The sequence below is a fragment of the Glycomyces tarimensis genome, assembly GCF_054776215.1.
Genome location: NZ_BAAHCB010000009.1, coordinates 13771 through 33836, shown reverse-complemented (window position 1 = coordinate 33836; position 20066 = coordinate 13771). Strand labels below are relative to the sequence as shown.

Sequence of the window (20066 nt, the reverse complement as noted above, 5' to 3'; positions counted from 1 at the left end):
TCCGAGACGCTTGGCCGTCGCATGTCGAACTGCGCCGCGACGGCGTTGACAGGAAGCGCGCCTTGTTCGCGGAGCATGTCCAGGATACGGCGCCGTACCGGACTCGCCAGTGCGGCGAAGACCTGGTCAGTGGTGGCGGTGGGCACCTCACGCACCGGTCGGCGGCGGTCCGGACAGGACGATCCCGTTGCCGTCGGGGTCGTCGAAGGTGGCGAACCGGCCCCACGGCGCGTCGTGAGGTCCGTCCACAGCCACCCCCGCGTTCTTCAGATCGGCGATGTCGCCGTCGACGTCGTCGGTCTGCAGGACCAGGCCCTTGGTGCCGCCCGCGGGCATGGTCGGGAACCACGTGACCAAGGTGATGCCGGTGTCCGCGCCGGGCGGGGCGACTTCCACCCACCGCTGGTCGGGCCCCATCGGGTTGTCCCGCACGAGTTCGAGCCCGAGGGTGTCGACGTAGAAGGACTTGGCGCGCTCCTGGTCGGAAACGGGGAGCGACACCACTTGGAGTTTGGTGATGTTCATGGCTCCAATATACGTAGGACTTTTCCTACCTATTATTGGAGGTGGGGTTCTGCGGCCTAAGGAGGCATAGTCGCGAGTTCCGTACGATGTGCGAGCCCGCGAACGGGCGTGCTTGGTCCCCTTCGGTCTGGTGCCCGGCGTTGGCCTTGTCGTCGGGCTCGGTCATGATCGGCGGGTTCGGCCTGGAACGCAGGAGCGACCCCGGGCCCCACTGGAGATTCGAGGCGGGATTCGACAGCGAAGGAGCACCGTTGCGGCGGGCGCGGCGGACTCCTGCTGCTGGCGGGCTGCGGTGTCGGCCGAGCGCCGCTGATCAGGACTCGGTGCGGTCGAGCGCGACCGCTGGAGTCTCCTGCAGCAGCTCGAGGAGGTGAGCGGCCGGCGAATCGGCGCGGTCCCAGGCGGTGGAGACCGCCGAGACCGTCCACTCGGGGCTCGCCGAGCCCGGCAGGGGCAGGGCGCGCAGCCGCCCGGCCTCGGGCTTCGCGGCCACGTGCCGCGGCACGACGGCGATCCCCAGGCCGCGGTCCACGAGGTCGATGAGGGTGTGGACGTCGTTGACCGCGCATCGCAGTCGGCGGCGGACCCCGTGCGCGGTGAAGGCGGCGTCGTTCATGGTGCGCACGCCCCAGGCGGGCCCGAAATCGATGAAGTCCTCGTCGTCGAGTCCCTCGAGGCGCACCGAGGCCCGGGAGGCGAGCCGATGGTCCGGCGGCAGCAGGAGCACGAGCGGCTCGCGGCCGAGCACGGTCCGCGGCAGCCCGCTGAGCTGCTTGTCGGTGGCGACGAACGCGACGTCGAGTTCGCCGGCTCGGAGCATCGCGAGCAGGTCGTGCGAGCCGCACTGCGTGAATTGGGTCTCGACCCGCGGATGGCGGCGGTGGAAGCGTTCGAGCAGCGCCGTGACGTCGACCAGGCCGAGGCATTGCTCCGCGCCGATCCTCAGGGAACCGGAGACGGCCCGGCTCGCCTTGACGACCGCGTCGCGGGCACTGGCGGCCTGCTCCAGCATCGAGCGCGCGAACGGCAGCAGCGCGAACCCGGCCTCGGTCGGCTCGACCCGGCGGGTGGTGCGAGTGAACAGACCGGTGCCGAGTTCCTCTTCCAGGCTGCGGATCGCCGCCGACAACCCTGACTGCGAAATGCCGGTGAGCTCGGCGGCGCGGGTGAAATGCCGCTCATCGGCGAGCGCCACCAGGTACTCGAGCTGCCGCAGATCCATGACTCATGCCTCTGGTTTCTGAATCTCATTTGGAAGATTTGTTGGACTTCTAGATTAACCCTTCATAGGATGAGCCGGGTCGGTCCGGGCCAGGGCCGGCACCGTAGTCCGAAGGAGCTGACATATGAAGACGTTCACCTTGCCCGGCACGGACATCACCGTGCCGAACGTGGTGCTCGGGCTGATGCGCATCGCGGAGAAGTCCGACGAGGAGGTGCGCGAGCTGGTGCGCACGGCGGCCGACGCCGGCATCACCTTCCTCGACCACGCCGACGTGTACGGGAACGAGGTCCACGGCTGCGAGCGCCGTTTCGCCGAGGCGATGCGGCTGAAGTCCTCCGAGCGCGAGCGGTTCGTGATCCAGACCAAGACCGGCATCGTCGGCGAGGACGGCCCGTACTTCGACTTCTCGTACGAGCACATCATCGAATCGGTCGACGGCTCGCTGGCGGCGCTCGACACCGACTACATCGACATCCTGCTGCTGCACCGCCCCGACGCGCTCGTCGAGCCCGAGGAAGTGGCCCGCGCCTTCGACGACCTCGCCGAGTCCGGGAAGGTCCGCGCGTTCGGCGTCTCGAACCACACCGGACGCCAGATCGACCTGCTGCGCAAGCACCTGTCCCGCCCGATCGTCGCCAATCAGGTGCAGCTGTCGATCACGCACGCGCCCTTGATCGCCCAGGGCGTCGCCGCGAACATGCAAGACCTCGACCAGTCGATCGCCCGCGACGACGGCCTGCTCGACTACTGCCGACTGCACGACATCACCCTCCAGGCCTGGTCGCCCTTCCAGGCGGGCTTCTTCACCGGCCCGTTCCTCGGATCGGACCACTACCTCGAGCTGAACGCGGTGGTCGACCGGCTCGCCGCGAAGTACGGCGTGCCGCCGATCGCGATCGCCACCGCCTGGATCACCCGGCACCCCGCCCAGATGCAGGTGGTCGTCGGCACCACCACGCCCGAGCGCGTGACGGCCGCGGCGCAGGGCTCGGAGATTCCACTGAGCCGCGCGGAGTGGTACGAGCTGTTCCGCGCCGCCGGCTACACCGTTCCCTAGTCGGTCCTGCCCGAGTTCGCCGCGCCGTCGCGGCAGCGATCGGCGTCGCGTCGATACATCGCGGCGTGCTCGGTGAACTCGCCCCGTCCGGTGTCGGCGGCACGTCGCTCCGTGAACGAGGCCAGGTCATCCAGGCGCCGCGCGATCGCGAGCCGCACCTCCGAGGGATCGAAACCGGCTCCGTAGGCCTCGGTGAGCTCCCGAAGCCGCTCTTCGCGGACGCCGTAGCGTGCCGGCTCGAACCCGACCGCGTCTTCGGCATAGGGGACGAGCCGGTAGGCGAGGTAGGCGAAGTCCCAGAGCCGCGGTCCCGGAGAGGCCATGTCGAAGTCGATCACGCCGACGAGCCGTCCGTCGCGGACGATGAGGTTGTACGGCGCGACATCGTTGTGGCAGAGGACTTCGACAGGGTCGTGCGGCTCGCTGCGCCATGCGCGGCTCCGCGCGGCGAGCGGTTCGCCCGCGTCGTGCAGCCGCCGCAGCAATGCGCCCGCCTCCCGCAGCATCGACGGCGCCCACCGGATCTCCGGCGAGGCCTGCTCGAGTGTCTCCCCTTCGATGTAGGTCAGGATCTCCCTGCCTTCGCCGTCAGTGCCCAGCGGGCGCGGGGCCTCGGCGATCCCGGCTGCCTCGCAGTGCCGGAGCAGCTCGTGGACGGCCGGGGTCCACTCGCCACTGACGCGCCGCACCGTCTCCCCGATCCGGACCACCGGGTCCATATTGCCGCCTGACAGCATCTCTCCTCGCATCCTTCCAAGGTAGGGAGGGGTTCGGGCCGGCACCTCGCCGACCCGAGCGGCGATGCAGGTGGTAAAGCCGAAGTAAGCTGATGCGGCAGTCGGTGGATGCAAGTCGGCAAGGGCGCGAACATGTCGGACATTCCAGTAGTGGGCACGGGGAGCAGCCTCGCCCAGCACCTCTGGGGCACGATCGCCGGCGACGACCGGCTCTCGACGGTTCGGGGGTCGACATCCACAACCGCTGAGGGGCGGAAAACCGGCGGCTTTCCGCCCCCGGTGACCGATGCGGGTAGCGATGAGCGCGCTCCTCAGCAGCCGAGGTAGTTCAACCCGGGCGGATCTGGGCACCCGGTCGCTTGACCGCTTACGTCGATGGGACACCGATATGACACTGCACTACAGGACCGTTCGCCGGCGGACCGTGCTCGCCGGCGTGGTGGCCACCGCCGCCGCCGGCTGCGGGGACGATGCCGCGGACGATTCGAGCGATCCGACCGCGAGTCCGACGCAGACCGAGTCGCCGTCGGCGCAGCCGAGCGAGCCTCCGGCGGAGCCCGACTTCGACGCCGCGGAGGAGGTGGTCACCGGCCTCGAGGTGCCTTGGGGTCTGGTCTTCCCCTCCGACGAGGACGCTTTGGTGAGCGAGCGCGACTCCGGCCGCATACTGCGCGTGCCGCTCGGGGGCGGCGAGCCCGAGGAGGTCTACCGGGTCTCGGACATCGACCCGGCCGGTGAGGGCGGGCTGCTGGGTCTGGCGCTCTCACCGGACTACGCCGAGGACGGGTACCTGTACGCCTACTTCACCGCGGGCGAGGAGAACCGGGTCGTGCGGTTCCGGCTCGACGGCGAACCCGAGACGGTCTTCGACGGCATCGCCGCCGCCGATCACCACGACGGCGGCCGGATCGCGTTCGGCCCCGACGGCCTGCTCTACGTGGCCACCGGTGACGCCGGAGAACAGGATCGCGCCCAAGACCCCGACAGTCCCAACGGCAAGATCCTGCGCCTCACTCCCGAGGGCGACCCGGCACCGGACAATCCGACGTCCGACTCGCCGGTCTACAGCCTCGGGCACCGCAACGTGGAAGGGCTCGCCTGGGACGGCGAGGGCCGACTGTTCGCCTCCGAGTTCGGAGCGAACCAGGCCGACGAGGTCAACCGCATCGAGCCGGGGAACAACTACGGCTGGCCGCACGTGGAGGGCGAGGGCGACACCAACGACGGCGAGTTCACCAACCCGCTGGTCACCTGGTCGCCGAGCGAGGCGTCACCGGCGGGCGTCGCGGTCGCCGGCGAGGCGCTGTACGTCGCCGCGCTCCGAGGCGAGCGGCTGTGGCGGATTCCCTTGACCGGGGACGGCGAGCTCGGCGAGCCGGAGGCACTGCTCGAAGGCGAGTACGGCCGGCTCCGCACGGTGAAGGTCGCTCCGGACGGGGCGCTGTGGGTCGCCACGTCCAACAGGGACGGATACGGCAGTCCTCGCGATGGCGACGATCGCATCATCCGGTTCCCGCCCAAGTAGTCCTCAATCCTGCGTCTCCGCTTCGGTGAGGCCTCGGGCGGCCAGGCGGGCGGCTCCTTCCGCCCCTGGGCCGGCGAGCCGGATCTCGGATCGCGGCAGGGCGGCGTCCAGGCGCGTCCGGACCCCGGCCTGCACCGTCGGGCATGCCCGCAGGACGCTGCCGGAGAGCACGATCGGGCCGGTTCGCTCGCCCGCTCGGACGTCTATCACGGTTCGGGCCAAATGCTCGGCCGCTTGGTCGAGGACGGCGACCGCCAGCCGGTCGCCGGCCCGCGCCGACCGGTCGACCAGCGGCGCCAGTTCGGCGAGGCTCAGGACGGGGCTCCGGTAGACGGCTTGGGCGAAGGCGTCCGCGCTCGTCTCCTCGGCGCCGGTGATCGCCTTGACCACCGCCTTCATGAGCGGTGTGGCGAACGCGGTTCGCTGGAGCCGTTCGGCGGTCAGGGCCGCGGCTTTCCGGCCGATCCAGAAGCCCGATCCGCGGTCGCCGAGCAGCCAGCCCAGTCCGTCGCCGACGCGCGTCATCCGGTCGCCGTCGATCTGCGCGGCGACCGCGCCGGTTCCGGCGATGAGCACGGTTCCGCGCGTCGCATCGGTCCCCGCCGCGAAGGCGACCAGCGTGTCGCCGATCGGCGTCACGGCGCATCGCACGCCGATCGCCTCCCACATGCGCTGGAACGTCGCGGCGGTGTCGGGGCTGGCGAAGTCGCTGGTGCCGGCTATGCCCATGACGCCGGCTCGGACCCTGATGGGATCGAGGCCGGTCAGGGCGCCCCTGACCGCGGCTCCCACCTGCTCGGCGGCTTCACGCGGGCCGACGGTGATCGGGTTGCCCCCTCCGGCCTTGCCTCGGCCCAGCACTTTCCCGTCCAGGGTCGCGACGACGGCTCTGGAGGCGGTCCCGCCGACATCCAGGCCCAGCACCAGTGGTTCCACGCGTTCCTCCCAAGCGGAGCGGGTACGCCGATCCCGACGTACCCGCAGCTTAAAGCGGCCCGATCAGCAGGCGCCCAGGTCGGTCCATTGCGGGGTCCAACCGGGCTCGGAGCCCTGGGTCCACCACTCGGCGCGCCACAGGTGCGGCCCGTCCCCGGACTTGGGGCCGGACGGATCGCCGTTGGCGCTCCGCTCGTGGACCACGACGTCGCCTTCGGTGTAGACGGAGCTGAAGGCCCAGTCCGCGGCGGTGTCGCACTCCTCGCCGCCCGTGGGCGGGTCGGTGGGTTCGTCGGTCGGCGGGTCGGTCGGCTCGTCAGTGGTCGGCGGGTCGGTCGGGGTCGGGCAGTCGCCACCGCCGGAGCCGACCGTGTCGGTGTGGGCGACGCCGTCGGCCCGGTAGCCGGCGACGAGGCCGCTCACCTCGTTCGGGGTGAGCACCTCGCCGACGCTGTGGAACAGGTAGTCGACCTGCTGGTTGTAGACGCTCATGCCGCTCGTGTGGCCCGCGGTGTCGATGAACCACAGGTTGAAGTTGATCGACATGAGGGTCTCGGGGTAGTACTTGCCGCTGTGGTCGGCGACCAGTTCCCCGTCGATGTAGTACTTGACGTGCCCGTCGGCGACGGTGAACATCAAATCGTGCCAGCCCGCGAAGCTCTCGCGCTGGGAGGTGTGGATGTTGTCGGCGACCCACGGCTCGTTCTGGTAGGTCTCCCAGGTGGTCTGGTAGAAGATGGGCCCCTGTTCGCCCCACCCGCCGTTCGGCAGGTACTCGAAGTCGATCTCCCCGTAGTTCGGGTCCATCGGCGCGTCGAGCGGGGTGATCGTGAAGAACGTCTCGACGATGTGGTCGCCGTCGGTGCCGCTCACGGGCGCGTCGGGGAACTTGACGCGGGCGGCGTAGGTGCCCTCGTAGAACTTGCGCTCGTGGAACAGCTCGGCGTGGCTGGTGCCGCCGGCGGTGCCGTCGGTCGCGGCGCGCAGTTGCAGGCTGCTCGCCCCGTCCACTGTGGGGAAGGAGATGTTGGAGGCGGGCCAGGCCGCGCCGGGCACGCCCGGTCCGCCGGTGTTGGTGCGGACGGTCCAGCCGCGCGCGTCCAGGTTCGGGTCGCTGGAGGAGGAGTAGGCGAAGTCGTCGAACAGGGTCTCGTCGCAGACGGGGTCGGCGGCGGCTCCGGTCATGTTGGTGATGCTGAATGCGGTGATGGCACTCGCCGCCGCCGCTGCGGCCGCGAAGGCGGCGATGCGGCGTTTGGATTTCGTGTGGGTGGACATATCGAGCTCCCTTTCCGTTAGAACTCGTTACCGGACCGCCCCGGCCGTGAGGCCGGAGCGGATCTGTCGTTGAAACAGGACGTAGGCGACCAGGACCGGGAGGATCGCGATGATCAACCCGGCGAACAGGCCGCTGAAGTCGCTGCGGTAGCCCTGGCTGACCGCGAGCGCGGCCAGCCCCTGTGCCAGGACGTAGCGGTCGGGATCGGGGTTGAGGACCAGCGGCAGCAGATACTGGTTCCACAGGCCGAGGAAGTTGAAGATGCCGACGCTCACCATCCCGGAGCGGGCCATCGGCAGCATGACCTTGAAGAACGCGGACGTGTGCGAGCAGCCGTCGATGAAGGCCGCCTCGGACACGGCGGTGGGCAGCCCGCGGAAGAACGCGTGCAGGAAGAACACCGTGAACGGCAGGGCGTACGCGGCGTACACGAGGATCAGCCCGTGGTAGGTGCCGAGCATGCCGAGCTGGTCGACGACGAAGAACAGCGGGACGAGCGCCAGGAACACCGGGAAGAGCATCCCCGCGACGAGCGCGTAGTAGATGACGCGGTTGCCGGGGAAGCGGTAGCGGGCCAGGCAGTAGGCGGTGAGCGCCCCGAGGAGCATCACCAGGATGAGCGCCCCGCCGACGACGATGAGCGTGTTGAGCAGGTAGCGGCCGATCGAGGCATCCTGCCAGGCGCGGGCCCAGTTGTCCCACTGGGGTTCGTCCGGCATCGACCACGGGCTGGCGAAGATCTCGGCGTCGGTCTTGAGCGAGGACAGGACCGCCCAGGCCAGCGGCAGGGTGACCAGGACCGCCCAGCCGAGCAGGACCAGGTGGAGGACGGATTCGGTGGCTTTGCCCCTCATGCGACCTCCACTCGCTCGCGGCGCGTCACTCGCAGCGCGACCGCGGTCAGCGTGAGGGTGAGGAAGAACAGGGTCACGCCCATGGCCGAGGCGTAACCGAACTCCCCGTAGGTGAACGCGGCCCGGTAGAGCGTCAGGCCGATGACCTCGGTCGAATTGTTGGGGCCGCCGGGGCCGACGGTCATGATCTGGACCAGCGCGAAGCCGTCGAGCGCGAGGATGCCGAGGTAGACGTAGGCGACCTGGACGGTGTCCCACACGAACGGCAGGGTGATGCGCCGGAAGGTGGCGAGGCGTCCGGCGCCGTCGAGCCGGGCCGCCTCGAGGACGTCGCGCGGGATGGATTCCATCGCGGCGGCGAACAGGACGACGTAGAAGCCGACGGCGGCCCAGATCATGACGGCCATGACGGCGGGGAGCGCCCAGGCCGGCTCGGCCAGCCATGAGCGGGTGAGCGAGCCGAGCCCGACGGCTTCGAGCACGCCGTTGAGGAGGCCGTTGTTGGGCGTGAAGACGAATTGGAACAGCACGCCGAGGATCGCGACCGACAGCAGTTGCGGAAAGAAGTAGACGATGCGGTACGCCCGGGAGCCGCGGATGCCGCCACGCTGGTCGGAGCGGCCCATGGTGAGCATGGCGGCGAAGAACAGCGCCAGGACGATGGTGAGCAGTGGCACGACCAGGAGCATCAGGCCGTTGTTGCGCAGCGCCGACAGGAACAGGTTGTCGCTCCACAGTGAAGTGAAGTTCGCCAGTCCTACGGCGTTCGCCTCCCCGGACAGCCCGTTCCAGTCGGTGAAGGCCAGGTAGAACGCCTGCGCGTAGGGGGAGACCACGAACACCCCGTACAGCAGCAGCGGTGCTGCCAGCGCGCCGATCAGGAAGCGGTTCTTGCCGTGCCGCATGAGCCTGGCCCGTCAGCGCTCGTACTTGGTGACGGAGTCGTCGGCGGCCACGTCGTCGGCGGCGGTCTGGATGCGGTCGGCCCAGTCTTCGGGGTCGATGCGTCCGGCCAGCAGTTCCCCGGTGGCGTCGTCGACGGCCTTGGCGAGCGGCGCGTACCAGGTGCGGTACTTGTAGCCGAACACGTGGTCGCCGGCGGCTTCGACGGCGTCGGCGACGGAGGCGAGCCCGGTGCTCATCTCGACGCCTTCGGTCGCGCCGCGCACGACCGGGAGGGCCTTGGCGGCCTCGGCGAAGCCGCGTGCGACCTCGAGGGAGAACAGGCAGCGCAGGTAGTCGAGCCCGCCGCGCGGGTTGGCGGCCTGGGCGGGGACGAGGAAGGATTCGCTGCTGGCGCCCTGGAGGGCGCCGAAGGGCATCGCGTCCGAGCCGGTGAGGTCGGGGACGGGGGCCATGACCATGTCGAAGCCCTCGGGTGTCACTTCCTGCTGTTCGCCTTCGAGCCAGGAGCCGCATGGGATGAAGGCGGCTTCGCCGTTGTTCCAGGCGTTCTGCGCCTCGGTGTGGGAGAGGGCCTCGGATCCGGCCATGATGTGGCCGCCGGTGACGAGCCGGTGAATGGCGTCGGCGGCGCCGAGCATCGCGTCCTGCTGCCATGCGCCGGGTTCGAGGTTGTCGATGGAGGTGACCAGGTCCATGCCGCCGGCCTTGGCGGCCAGGGACTGGAGCGGGTCCACCATGTACTCGGGGAACTTGCCCTGCCAGGTCCACGGCGCGATCCCGGCCTGCCCGATCTCCTCGCAGAGGGCCAGCATGTCGTCCCAGGTCTCGGGGTAGGTCCAGCCGTGGGACTCGAACAGGGAGGACGAGTACCAGATGCCCCACAGGACCGAGGAGTAGTTGAGGAACTGGACGGTGCCGTCGAGGGTGCCGTCTTCGACGACGCCGGGCATGAGGGCGTCGCGGACGGGGACGGCGGGGTCGTCGAGGCTGGGGGCGTCGAGGAGTTCGGCGAGGTCGTGGAGCTGGCCGGAGGCGGCGAGCTGGGCGATGTCGAGTCGTCCGGCGCCGGTGTTGTCGACGACGTCGGGCGGTTCGCCGGCGACGAAGCGCGGCTGGAGGGTCTCGCCGACGCGCTGGATGCCCTGGTGGTCGACGGTGCTGCCAGGGTGTCTCGACTCGTAGATCTCGGCGGCGTGCTCGGTGTAGGCCTGGCCGTAGCCGCCGTTGAACATGACGACTTCGAGGTCGGTGTCCTCGGGGACGCCGAGCGGGTTGTCGTCGGTCACGTCGCCGGACGCGCTCTCGGCGTCGTCGGAGCCTCCGGCGGTGACGCAGCCGGTGAGGACTCCGGCCGCCCCGGCGGCGGTGGCGCCGCGCAGGAGCGTGCGGCGGGTGGGCGTGGTTCGGGGGTGTGCGGGTCGCGAAGTCATGAGGGGCCTCTGTTTCCGGTGTGTCAGGCGGTGCGGCGGATGCGTCCGACGTACCGCGCTTCGAGGGTCTGGTTGTGTTCGTCGCCGCCGGCCATGTTGGCCGACAGGTAGATCGGCGGTTGTTCTCCCTTGTCGACGAAGCGTTGGGCGATCTCGGCGCCGATCATCTGCGCGAGGACGGCGGCGGTGACCGAGGAGACCGCGCCGACCGCGCCGCCGCCGGGCAGCGGCAGGGCGGCGTCGCCGTAGGGCGCGCCGTTGTCGAGCACGACGTCGGCGATCTCGGCCAGGCGTTTGCCGGAGGGGTGCCGGGATTCGGACTTGGCGCTGTGTGCGGTGGAGGTGAAGGCGATGAGCCGGTGGCCGCGCTCCTTGACCTGAAGCGCGAGCTCGACGACGACGCCGTTGATGCCCGAGTTGGAGGCGATGACGACGATGTCGGCCGGGTGCAGGGGCGTGGCTTCCAGGAGCCGGTGGGCGGTTTCGGGTTTGCGTTCGAGGAAGGGGTCTTCGAGGACGGTGCGGGGCTGGTCGCCGTGGAGGACGATGTCGCGCATGGCGATGCGGTTGGACGGCACCAGGCCGCCGGCGCGTCCGGCGAGTTCCATGGCGAGCGCCTCGGAGTGGCCGGATCCGAAGGCCTGGAGGATGCCGCCCTCGTCCAGGCTCGCGGTGATGAGTTCGGCGGCCTGGCGGACCGCGGGAAGCTGGCTCTGGCCGACCCGCTGCACGGTGTCGGTGATCAGTTCCAGGTAGGTCTCGGCGGTGATGCGCGGGTGTGCCTCGGTCATTCCTGCTCCTTGGATCGGTTGCGACGTGGGTGTCCTGGTTCGTCGGCGAAGCGGTGCGCGTGTACGGCGCGGGCGGTCACCTCGAAGGCCTCGGTGGTGCGCTCGAAGGTGCGCTGGGCGACGGCGACGTAGATGAGGTCGAGGACGAGCAGCTGGGAGTGCAGCGCGGAGAGGGCGGCGAGGCGGAAGGTCGTCTCGTGGACCGCGGTGGTGAGCACCACGTCGGCGGCCTCGGCCATGGGCGAGCGGGCGAAGGAGGTGACCGCTACGGCCAGCGCCCCTTGATCGCGGGCTTCGGCGAGGACCTCGACGCCTTCGCGGGTGCGCCCGGAGTGGGACAGTCCGATCGCGACGTCGCCGCTGCGGAGCAGGGCGGCGCTGGTGAGCGCGGAGTGGGCGTCGGAGCGGAACCAGCAGGGGACGCGGATGCGTTCGAGGCGGAAGGCCATCTCGCGGGCGGCGGTGCCGCTGCTGCCGAGCCCGAACAGTTCGACGCGCTCGGCGGCGGCGACGGCTTCGGCGACCCGGTCGACCAGGTCGAGGTCGAGCTGGGAGGCGGTCTCCTGGATGGCGCGGGAGTCGGCCCCGGCGACGACGCCGAGGACCTGGTCCAGGGAGTCGCCGGGTTCGATCTCCTTGTCGATGTCGGTCTCCCACCGCGCCTGGGCGACGCGTCCGTTCTCCGCGGCCAGGGCGACTCGCAGCGCCGCGTAACCGGGGAAGCCGAGCGTGCGGCAGAACCTGGTGACGGTGGCGGTGGAGGTGCCGGCGCGTTCGGCGAGGTCGACGATGGACGCCTTCGCGGCCGTGTCCGGGTCTTCGAGGATCGTCGCGGCGACGCGTTGCAGCGCGTCGGGCAGTGTCGGCTGCTCCATTCGCAGCCGGCCGATCACACCTTGGCTCCCCATCGAGACCCTCACCATAATAATTTTCATGCTCGGACGCTTATGATGAAAATTACGTTCAACGAATCCAAAAGTCAAGATACTTTCAAAATAAATCTCGCGAGCATGCGGCCCTCGGCCTCACGATTCCCTGTGAATCCGCCGCCCTGACGGCGGCCGGGAGCGGGAAGGCGCACGGTGGCGGCGCCGGGTTCACAGCGATCTCCCAGAAGTCCACAGAGCCCGGCCAGCCGGAGCCGTCAGGATCCCACCATGACCGCGATAGTGATACAAGGGCTGACCAAACGCTACGGACCCCAGACCGTGGTGGACGACCTGTCGTTCACCGTCGAACCCGGCCAGGTGACCGGGTTCCTCGGACCGAACGGCGCGGGGAAGTCCACGACCATGAAGATGATCCTCGGACTGGCCGCCCCCGCCCGGGGGTCGGTCACCATCGGCGGCAGGCACTACGGCGACCTCCCCGTACCGCTGACCGAGGTCGGCGCGCTGCTCGACGCCGGCGCCGTCCACGGCGACCGCAAGGCGTACGACCATCTGCTGGCGCTCGCCGTCAGCAACGGCCTCCCGAAGCGACGAGTCGACGACGTGCTCGCCAGGACCGGGATCGAAGGCATCGGCGGCAAGCGGGCCGGCGGATTCTCGCTCGGCATGCGGCAGCGGCTCGGCATCGCCGCGACCCTGCTCGGCGACCCGGACGTGCTCGTCTTCGACGAACCGGTCAACGGGCTCGACCCCGAGGGCATCCGCTGGATCCGGGACTTCATGCGCTCGCTCGCCCACGAGGGTCGGGCGGTACTGGTCTCCAGCCACCTCATGAGCGAGATGGCGCTGACCGCCGACCACCTGGTCGTCATCGGCAGAGGCCGGCTCATCGCCGACACCGGCATGAGCGCGTTCATGCGCGCCAACGGCGAGGGGACCGTTCTCGTCCGCACCCCGGAGTCGGACTCCTTCGCGCACCGGCTCACCGCCGCGGGCGCGACCGTGCGCGACGGCCTCGAATCCTCGCTCGTCGTCTCCGGCATGTCGGCCGAGGAGATCGGCAAACTCGCCGCCTACCACGGCACGGCGCTCAGCGAACTCACCCCGCAACAGCCCTCGTTGGAGGACGCCTTCATGGAACTGACCAAGGACAGCGTCGAATACCAGGGGGCCGCGGCATGACCACGCTCGCGAACGCGCCCAAAGCGACCTTCGTCCACACCCTGCGCGCCGAGTGGATCAAGTTCCGCAGCCTGCGATCCACCTGGTACACGCTGGCATGCCTCCTCGTCGTCGGGCTCGGCATCACGTCCCTGCCCATGAGCAGGGTCGGAGCCGAGTACGAGAACGCCTCGACCGCGGAGCGGCTCGCCTGGGACCCGACCAACCTCAGCCTGACGACCTACATCCTGGCCCAGCTCATCATCGGCGTCCTCGGCATCCTCATCGTCACCTCCGAATACGCGACCGGCATGATGCAGACCTCCCTGGCCGCCACGCCTCGCAGGCACCGGCTCTTGGCGGCCAAGGCCGTCCTGACCACCGCGGTCGCCCTGGTCGCGGGCCAGACCCTCATGTTCGCCGCGTTCTTCCTGGGCCAGGCCTTGATCGCCGCGCAGGACGTACCGAACGCGAGCATCGGCGACCCCCGCGTGCTCGCCGCCGTGGCGGGCGGCGGGCTCTACCTGGCCGGCATCGGGCTGCTCGGGGCCGGACTCGGGACCATCCTGCGGTCCACCGCGGGAGCGATCACCACCCTCGTGGGCATCATCTTCCTGGTGCCGGGCTTCTCGGGCCTGTTCGCACCGTTGCTTCAGGGCCTGCTCGACTACTGGCCGACGGTGGGCGCGGCCGCGATCATGACGACCGTCCCCGACCCCGACTACCCGCATCCCTGGCTCAACCTGGGCGGGATGTGGCTCGGCGTCGCCGCCGTGCTGGCCGCCGCGTTCGTCCTCTTCCGACGCCGCGACGTGTGATGCCCGCCGTTCGCCGCTCCCGGCCCCGCGCCTCCGTACGCTGGTCGATGTGAAACAGCCAGGCCCGGAGATGACGCCGGGAGCCCAGCACCTGCTGGTGGTCGACGACGAGGACACCGTCCGCGAGCTGCTCGCCGCGACCCTGCGGTTCGCCGGATTCCGCGTGTCGTCAGCGGCGACCGCCACCGAGGCCGTCGCCCTGGCCGCCGAGGAGCCGACCGACCTCGTGCTGCTCGACGTCATGCTGCCGGACATGGACGGCTTCGAGGTGGTGCGCCGGCTCCGCGAGCAGCGCCCGCGGGGCCGCGAGGCCCCCGTGCCGGTCCTGTTCCTCACCGCGCGGGGGCGCCAGGCCGACAAGGTCACCGGACTCTCGCTCGGCGCCGACGACTACGTGACCAAACCGTTCGACCTGGAGGAACTCATCGCCCGCATCCGCGCGGTCCTGCGCCGCACCGCCGGCCACCGGTCCGAGGTGCTGGCGGTCGGCGAACTCGCGCTCGACGCCGAAGGGCACCAGGTGACGCGGGCGGGCCGAGCCGTCCGCGTCTCCCCCACCGAGTTCCGGCTCCTGCGCTACCTGATGGAGAACGCCGGGCGCGTGGTCTCCAAGGCACAGATCCTCGACCGGGTGTGGCACTACGACTTCGGCGGCGACGCCAGCATCGTCGACACCTACATCTCCTACCTGCGGCGCAAAGTGGACACCGAGGAGCCCAAACTCATCCACACCGTGCACGGCGTGGGCTACGTGATGCGGGAGCCCCGGCGGTGAAGCGCCTGCTGAGCCGGTTCTCCCTGCGGGCCAGACTGCTGCTGCTCACCGCGGGCCTGCTGCTGGCCGGGCTGAGCCTCATCAGCGCCGTCGTCTCCGACCACCTCGAGCGCTACCAGCTCGACCGGATCGACGGCCAGTTGCGCGCGTTCACCGAGCTCATCGCCCAGGCGCCGGACGACCGGCCTCCCGATGCCGCCACCGCCGACCCCGAGGTCCTCGACCCGGCCCTCGAACTCATCGGCACGCCATACGTGGTCTACCTGGACGGGGACGGTGCGGTGACGGGCGGCGTCCAGTCGTCCCGACTGGACGAGGACGCACTGCCGCCGCTCGACGCGCTGCGGGCGGTCCCCACCGACGGGGAGGCCGTCGACCTGGAGGCCGCGGACGGCTCGCAGCGCTGGCGGGCCGTCGCCCGACCGGCCGTCGAACGCGAGGGGACGGTCGTCGCCGCCGCGCCCCTCACCGGGGCCGACGCCACCGTCACCGCGCTGCGGACCGGCAGCGTCGTCAGCGGGGCCGTGCTGCTCGTCCTCCTGACCGCGGTCGGCTGGTTCGCGCTCGGCGTGGGCCTGCGACCGCTGCGCCGGATCGAGCACACGGCGGCCGCGATCGCCGGCGGCGACCTCACCGAACGGGTGCCTCGGCTCGCTCCGCCCGGCACGGAGATCGGGCACCTCGCGGACTCGCTCAACACCATGCTCGGGCAGCTCGAACGGGCCTTCGCCGATCGGGCCGCGTCCGAGGCGAGGATGCGCGATTTCGTCTGGGACGTCAGCCACGAGCTGCGCACGCCGCTGTTCGGCATCAAGGGCTCGACCGAGCTCTATCGAATGGGCGCGATGCCCGAGCGGGACGACGTCGACGAGGCGATGCGGCGCATCAATCGCGAGGCGTCCCGGCTGGCCGCCCTGACCGAGGACCTGCTGCTGCTCGCGCAGCTCGACGAGGCGCCCGAAGGGCAGCTCGACATGACCCCGATGGACCTGCGCACGCTGGCGGGGGACGCCCGTCACGATGTGCGCGCCCTCGACCCGTCCCGCCCGGTCGAGCTCACCGGGCCTGGCGGGACCGGCCCGCCCGGCCCGGCGCCGGTCCACGCCGACGAGGCCCGGCTGCGACAGGTCGTCGCCAACCTGGTTGGAAACGCCGCCGCCCACACCCCGCCGGGCACCGCCGTTCGCATCGGCGTCGGCACGGCCGGAGGCCGCGCGGTGCTCGAAGTGGCGGACGAGGGCCCGGGGATGACGGCCGAGCAGGCCGGCCGCGTCTTCGACCGCTTCTACCGGACCGACCGCTCCCGAGGCCGCGAGGGCGGCGCCAGCGCGGGCCTCGGCCTCGCGATCGCCCGCTCCATCGCGCGAGCCCACGGCGGCGACGTCGAGCTGGAGACCGCCCTCGGCGAAGGTGCGCGCTTCCGGCTGGCCCTGCCACTGGAGGAACACGGCTGAGCCACGTCGAAGTGTGCGGCGAGTCGTCTCGCCTGTTTCGGTTCAGGAATCCCGATGGAAGCGCCTCGCCGCCGGTGCCGACGCGAATTCGCCGTCGAACGGCGCGATGGCGTCCGCGCTGGGTTCTGGCGAAGGGTTCATCCTCGGGGCGGCCAGGTCCTCTTCCGGCGGCACTCCACCGGCGGGCGGAATGTAGTCGGGCTTCTCGAAACCGGGTGTGGACGGGATGCAGCCGGTCTGCAGTGTCAAAGACACACCGCCGTCCTCGCCTGCGACCCACCACCAGAGGTTGATGCCGTCGGGTCGCTTCGCTTCCATCGAACCCGGACCGTTCCCGTCGCCCTCGTCGCGATGGAGATCGTAGCCTGCGTCGGTCCACATATCGCGAAGAAGATTCGTGTACTCGGTTCGCACGAGCGCAGACCTGGAGTCTTCGGCACCGAAGCCGTAGCGAATCTCTATGGCCACCCAACCCTCGTACCCTTCACCAAGGGGCGCGCAATCTTCTTCATTTGCATAGCTGCGTCTGTGAAAACCGGGAAAGTCGGGGAGCTCCGCGATCGTGTCATTGACGATCTGTTCGAGGATCGGATAGGCCTCGGCCTGGTCGAATTCTCGCTCCGGGGGCGGTTCCTGAGACATACACCCTCCAAGGATGAGCGTCATTGCTGACAGTAGCGTGAACATTACTTTTGGCATCGGCCGATTCATCCCTTCCGTCCGGTGATGATCTCGGCCATGTGCTCGCGGGCTATATTCGGCTCGCGGTTCTGGTCGTCTTCGAGATATCCGCTGTGGATCTCGCCACCACCCTCGCCAATCGCCTCTGACTCGAAGGTCTGGCCGCCGAATTCAGGAGCGACCGGATCATTACCAAGGGGGAAGGAAAGCTGGGCGGCGCCTGAGATCGCGTCACCGTCTGCCCTCGTCGACCAGAGATCGTCGCCACCGACGCTGAGTTGGTCAGCGGTGTCGACCCTCAATCCGGGACTGCCGAAGCTGATGATCTGGTCCGCTGCGATCTCGTAGTCTCTGGAGGTGGCACCGACGACAGAACTGCCGTAGGAGTGGCCCATAAGCGTGGCATGGGATTCGCCTTGATGACTGGCGTCGATGCCTTCCATGAAGTTGTTCAAGTCGCCGCGCGCGGCCTCGGCGTAGTTCGAATTCCAGGCTTCAGGGCTCACCTGGTCTTTGTGTGTCGGGTAGGCATTGTCCGGAGCGTCGTAACCGAGCCATATCACGACTGCGGTCTCTTGATCGGGAGCAGCGTACGCGGCGTCGTCTTGAATCGTGGCCGCATCGTCGACGAGGCCGCTGATGCCGTCGAGGTCGGAGGTCGTTCCCGGCACATAGACCGCGGTGTGATCGGCCGTGTCGGGGTTTCCCACCGAGACCACCGCTTGGCCGTCTTTCGCGGAGTCGAAGTCGAGCAAGTACAGGTCCTCGCCGTCGTCTGAGCCTTTTTGCAGCCGGTCTTGCAGGGAGTTCAGGTTCTCCAGCCGGTGCTGCAGGTCCAAGTATTCCTGCTGGTCGAAATCACTGCCGAGCGGATTCTCGTCAAGATTCGCCTCCATGTCCGCCATCTGCTGCTCGATGTCGGCGATCTCGTTGTCCAGGTTCGTCAGGTTGGCATCGTTCCTGGTTTCAGCCGGGATGCCGTCGAGCGGTCCGAGCAGGTCCGGGTGCTTCTCGAGGAGCGCTTCTCGCTCGGAGTCGCTCAGGTCGTTCCACCATTCGTTGACTCCGCGTGGTGTGGCCTCCGCATCGTCTGACGCCAGGGCCTGAAGGAACTCGACATTGCGCGCGTCGGCTGCCGCTTCATAGTCGTCGATCAGGTCGTCATAGGTAGCGCCCAGCGGCGGCGGCTGCTCGGCCGGATTTTCGAGGATCGATTTGAGGACGCCGACCGCCTTGGCTTCGGATTCGTGGGCTCGCCCCATGATCGCCCGCAGTACCTCGGCGAGCTCTTCGGCTTCGGCTTCAGCGGCTTTTTTGAGCTCGGTCGCCACGATGTGGCGGCCGGTGTCGGCGTGCAGGTCCGCGTCGGTGAATCCGGACCTCGACAGCACCGATGCCGGTGGGTTCAACTCGGAGAGGTCGCCCAACAGGTCATCTGACAGCTCAAGACCGTGGTCCTCGGCCGGTCCCGTGACCTTGTACTTGCCCGCCTCTACTTGCACGAGGAGTTCCTCAAGGCTTTGCTGGGCGGCCACGAGTTCCTCATGGGCGTCCTCAAGCGTGGCCTTGATCTTCACGTTGGCGTACTCGCTCAGATCGTCCAGGAAACTCTCGGCCACGTGGCCGACCTGTGCGCGGACGGCGTCCGCGGTGTCCCCTTCGTAATGGTCGGCGCTGATGTGCTTCTTCACCACATCCTCGGTGAGCACCTCCGCTTGCTCGACCATGCTCGCGATATAGGAGTCGAACTGCTCGGCCAACGCCCGCATCACGCCGAAGTCGGTATCGCGCAGGTCCTTCCAGCGCATCCGGCTCATCGCCGCCACCTCACCAGTCCGGACGGGCCGAGGCACTCTCGGACGCTCGGCCGGGATAAAGGTCGTGATCAGCGTAGGAAGCGAAGTCGGCGGCGTTGTACTCGTCGATCTCGACCGCCTGCTCGGCGCAGGTGGCGAGGTATTCACCCAGGTTGCCGACGAGACCGGCGATGCCGGCGGCCTGCACGCCGCACCAGAAGTCCGCCGCGCCGGCGAGCGCTTCGCCGATCGCGCACTGGCCGGCGATCAGTGCCTCGGCGGTGGTGCCGCATTCGAGTCCGAGGCCGTCACCTGCGGCGCGGATGGCCTCTTCCACGCCGAACAGCGCCGCAACGGCCTCATGGATCTTGTCCGGCTCCATGGTGAAGACTTCGGCTCCAGCCATCAGGAGACCGCCTTCAGCGCAGCGGCGGATGCGGTCAGGGTGGGATGCATCGGGGTGTCTGCTCACTTTCGGTTGCCGTCCAATTGCCGCCACTCAATGTAGCCGACCGATGCGAGCGGATGTGTCCCCAAATGTCCGTCGCCGCCTCACTGGCCGTGATGGCACAGGCTCGCTCATCGTCCCTACGCCGCCTGGCCGGCGACGGGTCGGCGCCGTCACAGCAAAACACGCCTACGGGACGCACGCTCGTCGTCGCTCACTGCTACCGTGGCAAGTTTTCGGCGTTATATGACTCGGTCGGTGGGGATTCTCCGCGTCGGCCGGTTACCGTTGACGTATGGCCTACAGCTATCTTTCCCTGGGCGACGCTGCGGCGGTCCTTGAATCCAAGTACGCGCACGCTCAGCGGCTCCCCGCCCTGTCGGACCTCCTCGAGGCCGACATGCTGTGGGATCAGCAGACCCAAGCACTCGTGTACGTCGTCGACTCCTGGATCGACGGCAAGGGGTACGGACGGCGCATGCACACCTGCTCCGCCCGACGCGTCACCGGCGACATCGACCTCGCCTCCAGTTTCTCCCGCGCGATCAAGAACGCCGATCCCGAGCTCGTGGCGGCTGCGGCCGACGAGATCCTCGACATCGTCGCCACTGGTGTCACCGCGGCCGACGACGCCGCGGCATCGGCCGCGATCACCGCGGTCCTCCAGGGCGGCCTGGCGAACTCCCCGTCCCGCAAGCCGATGTTCGCGGCACTCCGCGCCCAGCGCGAAGCCCGTTCGCTCGCGGCCTGACCCGCCCGGCATCGACGATCGGTCTCG

General features: G+C 69.3%; 20 protein-coding genes and 1 pseudogene. 7 read left to right on the top strand and 14 right to left on the bottom strand.

Features of this window, described 5'->3' with window-relative positions; all coding sequences use genetic code 11:
- The 3 genes and pseudogenes from ACYVK3_RS09680 to ACYVK3_RS09670 all read right to left on the bottom strand — a co-directional run.
- Positions 1 to 77: pseudogene (locus tag ACYVK3_RS09680) on the bottom strand (transcriptional regulator); the annotation flags it as partial.
- Positions 78 to 147: 70 nt separating this feature from the next.
- Positions 148 to 525, bottom strand: a complete 378-nt coding sequence (locus ACYVK3_RS09675; protein WP_460497095.1) for a VOC family protein — start codon at positions 523 to 525, stop codon at positions 148 to 150.
- Between the two features lie 313 nt (positions 526 to 838).
- Entirely contained in the window at positions 839 to 1747 is a 909-nt protein-coding gene (locus ACYVK3_RS09670) for a LysR family transcriptional regulator (protein ID WP_460497094.1), read from the bottom strand.
- Between the two features lie 124 nt (positions 1748 to 1871).
- Here ACYVK3_RS09670 and ACYVK3_RS09665 point away from each other — a divergent pair, with 124 nt between their 5' ends.
- Positions 1872 to 2807: an aldo/keto reductase gene (locus ACYVK3_RS09665; protein WP_460497093.1), complete on the top strand. Its 936-nt coding sequence runs from the start codon at positions 1872 to 1874 to the stop codon at positions 2805 to 2807.
- Here ACYVK3_RS09665 and ACYVK3_RS09660 read toward each other — a convergent pair.
- Positions 2804 to 3556, bottom strand: a complete 753-nt coding sequence (locus ACYVK3_RS09660; RefSeq protein WP_460497092.1) for a phosphotransferase enzyme family protein — start codon at positions 3554 to 3556, stop codon at positions 2804 to 2806. The two genes, ACYVK3_RS09665 and ACYVK3_RS09660, sit on opposite strands and share 4 nt — an antisense overlap.
- 376 nt (positions 3557 to 3932) lie before the next feature.
- Between ACYVK3_RS09660 and ACYVK3_RS09655 the strand changes: the two genes are divergently transcribed.
- The gene (locus ACYVK3_RS09655; RefSeq protein WP_460497091.1) at positions 3933 to 5069 is read left to right on the top strand and encodes a PQQ-dependent sugar dehydrogenase; all 1137 of its coding nucleotides are present in this window, start codon (positions 3933 to 3935) and stop codon (positions 5067 to 5069) included.
- 3 nt (positions 5070 to 5072) lie between these two features.
- Here ACYVK3_RS09655 and ACYVK3_RS09650 read toward each other — a convergent pair whose 3' ends face one another.
- The 7 genes from ACYVK3_RS09650 to ACYVK3_RS09620 all read right to left on the bottom strand — a co-directional run bounded on the left by ACYVK3_RS09650 (position 5073) and on the right by ACYVK3_RS09620 (position 12173).
- Positions 5073 to 6005 (bottom strand): N-acetylglucosamine kinase, encoded by a 933-nt coding sequence (locus tag ACYVK3_RS09650; RefSeq protein ID WP_460497090.1) that lies wholly within the window; start codon positions 6003 to 6005, stop codon positions 5073 to 5075.
- A 63-nt stretch (positions 6006 to 6068) separates the two neighbouring features.
- The gene (locus ACYVK3_RS09645; RefSeq protein ID WP_460497089.1) at positions 6069 to 7283 is read right to left on the bottom strand and encodes a family 16 glycosylhydrolase; all 1215 of its coding nucleotides are present in this window, start codon (positions 7281 to 7283) and stop codon (positions 6069 to 6071) included.
- A gap of 27 nt (positions 7284 to 7310) precedes the next feature.
- The gene (locus ACYVK3_RS09640) at positions 7311 to 8138 is read right to left on the bottom strand and encodes a carbohydrate ABC transporter permease (protein ID WP_460497088.1); all 828 of its coding nucleotides are present in this window, start codon (positions 8136 to 8138) and stop codon (positions 7311 to 7313) included.
- A complete protein-coding gene (locus tag ACYVK3_RS09635) occupies positions 8135 to 9043 on the bottom strand; it encodes a carbohydrate ABC transporter permease (RefSeq protein ID WP_460497087.1) in 909 nt (302 codons plus the stop codon). Before ACYVK3_RS09635 ends, ACYVK3_RS09640 begins: the two co-directional genes overlap by 4 nt.
- 12 nt (positions 9044 to 9055) lie before the next feature.
- A complete protein-coding gene (gene ngcE, locus ACYVK3_RS09630) occupies positions 9056 to 10474 on the bottom strand; it encodes a type 2 periplasmic-binding domain-containing protein (protein WP_460497086.1) in 1419 nt (472 codons plus the stop codon).
- Positions 10475 to 10497: 23 nt separating this feature from the next.
- The gene (locus ACYVK3_RS09625; RefSeq protein ID WP_460497085.1) at positions 10498 to 11265 is read right to left on the bottom strand and encodes a sugar isomerase domain-containing protein; all 768 of its coding nucleotides are present in this window, start codon (positions 11263 to 11265) and stop codon (positions 10498 to 10500) included.
- Positions 11262 to 12173: a MurR/RpiR family transcriptional regulator gene (locus ACYVK3_RS09620; protein WP_460497084.1), complete on the bottom strand. Its 912-nt coding sequence runs from the start codon at positions 12171 to 12173 to the stop codon at positions 11262 to 11264. The genes ACYVK3_RS09625 and ACYVK3_RS09620 overlap by 4 nt, the downstream gene beginning before the upstream one ends.
- 249 nt (positions 12174 to 12422) lie before the next feature.
- On the opposite strand from ACYVK3_RS09620, the gene ACYVK3_RS09615 reads away from it, so the two are divergent.
- The 4 genes from ACYVK3_RS09615 to ACYVK3_RS09600 all read left to right on the top strand — a co-directional run bounded on the left by ACYVK3_RS09615 (position 12423) and on the right by ACYVK3_RS09600 (position 16363).
- The gene (locus ACYVK3_RS09615) at positions 12423 to 13337 is read left to right on the top strand and encodes a P-loop NTPase family protein (protein WP_460497083.1); all 915 of its coding nucleotides are present in this window, start codon (positions 12423 to 12425) and stop codon (positions 13335 to 13337) included.
- Positions 13334 to 14134, top strand: coding sequence for an ABC transporter permease (locus ACYVK3_RS09610; protein WP_460497082.1), 801 nt, complete (start codon positions 13334 to 13336; stop codon positions 14132 to 14134). The genes ACYVK3_RS09615 and ACYVK3_RS09610 overlap by 4 nt, the downstream gene beginning before the upstream one ends.
- 70 nt (positions 14135 to 14204) lie before the next feature.
- The gene (locus ACYVK3_RS09605; RefSeq protein WP_460497159.1) at positions 14205 to 14909 is read left to right on the top strand and encodes a response regulator transcription factor; all 705 of its coding nucleotides are present in this window, start codon (positions 14205 to 14207) and stop codon (positions 14907 to 14909) included.
- Between the two features lie 8 nt (positions 14910 to 14917).
- A complete protein-coding gene (locus tag ACYVK3_RS09600; RefSeq protein ID WP_460497158.1) occupies positions 14918 to 16363 on the top strand; it encodes a sensor histidine kinase in 1446 nt (481 codons plus the stop codon).
- A 42-nt stretch (positions 16364 to 16405) separates the two neighbouring features.
- Here the strand turns inward: ACYVK3_RS09600 and ACYVK3_RS09595 are convergent, their stop codons facing one another.
- From ACYVK3_RS09595 to ACYVK3_RS09585, 3 genes are all read right to left on the bottom strand, one after another.
- The gene (locus tag ACYVK3_RS09595; RefSeq protein ID WP_460497081.1) at positions 16406 to 17005 is read right to left on the bottom strand and encodes a hypothetical protein; all 600 of its coding nucleotides are present in this window, start codon (positions 17003 to 17005) and stop codon (positions 16406 to 16408) included.
- 65 nt (positions 17006 to 17070) lie between these two features.
- On the bottom strand, positions 17071 to 18861 hold the full coding sequence (locus ACYVK3_RS09590; RefSeq protein WP_460497080.1) for an alpha/beta hydrolase: 1791 nt from the start codon (positions 18859 to 18861) through the stop codon (positions 17071 to 17073).
- A 10-nt stretch (positions 18862 to 18871) separates the two neighbouring features.
- A complete protein-coding gene (locus tag ACYVK3_RS09585; protein ID WP_460497079.1) occupies positions 18872 to 19246 on the bottom strand; it encodes a hypothetical protein in 375 nt (124 codons plus the stop codon).
- Between the two features lie 337 nt (positions 19247 to 19583).
- On the opposite strand from ACYVK3_RS09585, the gene ACYVK3_RS09580 reads away from it, so the two are divergent.
- Entirely contained in the window at positions 19584 to 20039 is a 456-nt protein-coding gene (locus ACYVK3_RS09580; protein WP_460497078.1) for a hypothetical protein, read from the top strand.
- Positions 20040 to 20066 lie beyond the last annotated feature (27 nt).

Excerpts from the sequence above, each read along its gene's own strand:
- ACYVK3_RS09645 (WP_460497089.1), bottom strand. The coding sequence starts at position 7,283 with ATGTCCACCCACACGAAATCCAAACGCCGCATCGCCGCCTTCGCGGCC.
- ACYVK3_RS09625 (WP_460497085.1), bottom strand. The coding sequence starts at position 11,265 with ATGACCGAGGCACACCCGCGCATCACCGCCGAGACCTACCTGGAACTG.
- ACYVK3_RS09610 (WP_460497082.1), top strand. The coding sequence starts at position 13,334 with ATGACCACGCTCGCGAACGCGCCCAAAGCGACCTTCGTCCACACCCTG.
- ACYVK3_RS09595 (WP_460497081.1), bottom strand. The coding sequence starts at position 17,005 with ATGTCTCAGGAACCGCCCCCGGAGCGAGAATTCGACCAGGCCGAGGCC.
- ngcE (WP_460497086.1), bottom strand. The coding sequence starts at position 10,474 with ATGACTTCGCGACCCGCACACCCCCGAACCACGCCCACCCGCCGCACG.
- ACYVK3_RS09640 (WP_460497088.1), bottom strand. The coding sequence starts at position 8,138 with ATGAGGGGCAAAGCCACCGAATCCGTCCTCCACCTGGTCCTGCTCGGC.
- ACYVK3_RS09615 (WP_460497083.1), top strand. The coding sequence starts at position 12,423 with ATGACCGCGATAGTGATACAAGGGCTGACCAAACGCTACGGACCCCAG.
- ACYVK3_RS09605 (WP_460497159.1), top strand. The coding sequence starts at position 14,205 with ATGACGCCGGGAGCCCAGCACCTGCTGGTGGTCGACGACGAGGACACC.
- ACYVK3_RS09655 (WP_460497091.1), top strand. The coding sequence starts at position 3,933 with ATGACACTGCACTACAGGACCGTTCGCCGGCGGACCGTGCTCGCCGGC.
- ACYVK3_RS09665 (WP_460497093.1), top strand. The coding sequence starts at position 1,872 with ATGAAGACGTTCACCTTGCCCGGCACGGACATCACCGTGCCGAACGTG.
- ACYVK3_RS09635 (WP_460497087.1), bottom strand. The coding sequence starts at position 9,043 with ATGCGGCACGGCAAGAACCGCTTCCTGATCGGCGCGCTGGCAGCACCG.
- ACYVK3_RS09660 (WP_460497092.1), bottom strand. The coding sequence starts at position 3,556 with ATGCGAGGAGAGATGCTGTCAGGCGGCAATATGGACCCGGTGGTCCGG.
- ACYVK3_RS09620 (WP_460497084.1), bottom strand. The coding sequence starts at position 12,173 with ATGGGGAGCCAAGGTGTGATCGGCCGGCTGCGAATGGAGCAGCCGACA.
- ACYVK3_RS09585 (WP_460497079.1), bottom strand. The coding sequence starts at position 19,246 with ATGGCTGGAGCCGAAGTCTTCACCATGGAGCCGGACAAGATCCATGAG.
- ACYVK3_RS09670 (WP_460497094.1), bottom strand. The coding sequence starts at position 1,747 with ATGGATCTGCGGCAGCTCGAGTACCTGGTGGCGCTCGCCGATGAGCGG.
- ACYVK3_RS09675 (WP_460497095.1), bottom strand. The coding sequence starts at position 525 with ATGAACATCACCAAACTCCAAGTGGTGTCGCTCCCCGTTTCCGACCAG.
- ACYVK3_RS09580 (WP_460497078.1), top strand. The coding sequence starts at position 19,584 with ATGGCCTACAGCTATCTTTCCCTGGGCGACGCTGCGGCGGTCCTTGAA.
- ACYVK3_RS09590 (WP_460497080.1), bottom strand. The coding sequence starts at position 18,861 with ATGAGCCGGATGCGCTGGAAGGACCTGCGCGATACCGACTTCGGCGTG.